Genomic DNA, 2,363 nt, shown 5'->3' with positions numbered 1-2,363 from the left:
GGTACTCATGTAAGTCATTTTTCTTATACTTTAGCTTTGGCTTTGGGATTTAAAAATATTATTATGATAGGGCAAGATTTAGCCTTTGATGAAAAAGGAAATTCACACTCAAAAGGTTTTGATTTTGGGGAGAAATTTAGCGGTGAAGAAAATATAGATAAACTTAAAGTCCCTGCCTATGCAGGTAAAGGTGAAGTTTTAACTCATATAACCTGGAATGATTATCGTATAAAACTTGAATATCTTTTTGCTTGCAATGATCAAAAGGCTAAATTTTACAATGCTACTGAAGGTGGAGCAAGGATTAATTTCACTGAAGAACTTTCCTTTAAAGAATGTTGTGAAAAACTCCTTACAAAAGAAAAACCCAAATTTGAACTTCCAAAAAGTTTAACTAAAAATAGAAGTGATAAACTCCTAGTTAAATTCAAAGAAAAAATACAAAAAGATCAAGAAAATGCCAAAAGATTTTTAGACGATGCCTTAGCTTTAAAACAAATTTTAGAAAATATACTCAGTAAAGATTTTATTTTACCTTTAGAATTTTTAGAAAAAGTCTATCAAAACATAGAAAATTTTAATCACTCTTTAGATGAAGATGAGTTTATACAGGATGAAGTTTTAAGAGGAGCTTTTGCTTATCGTGGAAAAATGATTGCTGATGTATTAAAACTTCATATACAAGATAAAACGCATTTTATCACAGCTTATATTAAAGCTTACCATGAATGGTTGCTTTATTTTATAGAAAAGTTAGGGCAAAAATACAAGTCTTTGTCAAAAGTATGAAATTTTATTACCAAAGTATAAAATATTTTTTTGATTGCACGATATAGCATTTAACAAGTTCATGGATGAGCTTGAATTTTTTTAAAAGGATTTAAAATGGGATTTCGTATTAACACCAATGTTGCAGCTTTAAATGCTAAAGCAAACGCTGATTTAAATAGTAAAAGTTTGGATGCTTCTTTAAGTAGACTTAGTTCAGGTCTTAGAATCAACTCCGCAGCAGATGATGCTTCAGGGATGGCGATAGCAGATAGTTTAAGATCTCAAGCTAATACTTTAGGTCAAGCTATATCTAATGGTAACGATGCTTTAGGTATCTTACAAACTGCTGATAAGGCTATGGATGAGCAACTTAAAATCTTAGATACAATCAAAACTAAGGCAACTCAAGCGGCTCAAGATGGACAAAGTTTAAAAACAAGAACTATGCTTCAAGCAGATATCAACCGTTTAATGGAAGAACTTGACAATATCGCAAATACTACTTCATTTAACGGTAAACAACTTTTAAGTGGAAATTTTATCAATCAAGAATTTCAAATCGGCGCAAGTTCAAATCAAACTATAAAAGCTACTATAGGAGCAACCCAGTCTTCTAAGATAGGTTTAACACGCTTTGAAACAGGAGGAAGAATTTCAACTAGTGGCGAAGTGCAATTTACTCTTAAAAATTACAATGGTATAGATGATTTTCAGTTTCAAAAAGTTGTGATTTCAACTTCAGTTGGAACAGGACTTGGAGCCTTAGCAGATGAGATCAATAAAAATGCTGATAAAACAGGTGTTAGAGCTACTTTTACAGTAGAGACTCGAGGTATGGCTGCAGTTAGAGCAGGAACTACTTCAGATGACTTTGCTATTAATGGGGTAAAAATCGGTAAAGTAGATTACAAAGATGGTGATGGAAACGGTGCTTTAGTTGCTGCAATCAATTCGGTTAAAGATACTACTGGAGTTGAAGCTTCAATCGATGCTAATGGACAACTTTTACTTACTTCAAGAGAAGGTAGAGGGATTAAAATCGATGGTAATATAGGTGGAGGTGCCTTTATCAATGCTGATATGAAAGAAAACTATGGCCGCTTGTCTTTAGTTAAAAATGATGGTAAAGATATTTTAATCAGCGGTAGCAATCTTTCTTCTGCAGGCTTTGGTGCAACTCAATTTATCTCTCAAGCTTCTGTTTCTTTAAGAGAATCAAAAGGAAGATTTGATGCTAATATCGCTGATGCTATGGGATTTGGTTCTGTAAATAAAGGAGTTATGTTAGCTGGAGTTTCTTCTGTTAGCGCTTATATGAGTAGTGCAGGAAGTGGATTTTCGGCAGGTTCAGGTTATTCTGTAGGTAGTGGTAAGAATTATTCTGCTGTACTTACTACTAATGCAATAACTATTTCAGCTGCTTCGCAACTTTCTGCGGTATATAATGTTTCTGCAGGTTCAGGTTTTTCTAGTCAAAGCGGACTTTCTCAGTTTGCAACTATGAAAACAACTGCTTTTGGAGTAAAAGATGAAACAGCAGGTGTTACCACACTTAAAGGTGCTATGGCTGTGATGGATATAGCTGAAACAGC

General features: G+C 33.5%; 1 protein-coding gene and 1 pseudogene. Both read left to right on the top strand.

All coding sequences use genetic code 11. From position 1 onward, the window contains the following. Positions 1 to 789: pseudogene (locus tag AJ889_RS00135) on the top strand (motility associated factor glycosyltransferase family protein); the annotation flags it as partial. Positions 790 to 885: 96 nt separating this feature from the next. Further along, positions 886 to 2,363, top strand: a 1,478-nt coding sequence (locus tag AJ889_RS00130) for a flagellin (RefSeq protein WP_070293176.1), incomplete at its 3' end; no start/stop codon positions are given.

The sequence above is a fragment of the Campylobacter sp. BCW_6468 genome (genome assembly GCF_001762865.1).
Classification (GTDB): Bacteria; Campylobacterota; Campylobacteria; order Campylobacterales; family Campylobacteraceae; genus Campylobacter_D; species Campylobacter_D jejuni.
Note: the sequence above shows the minus strand (reverse complement) of the source record. Positions and strands in the feature narration are given on the sequence as shown.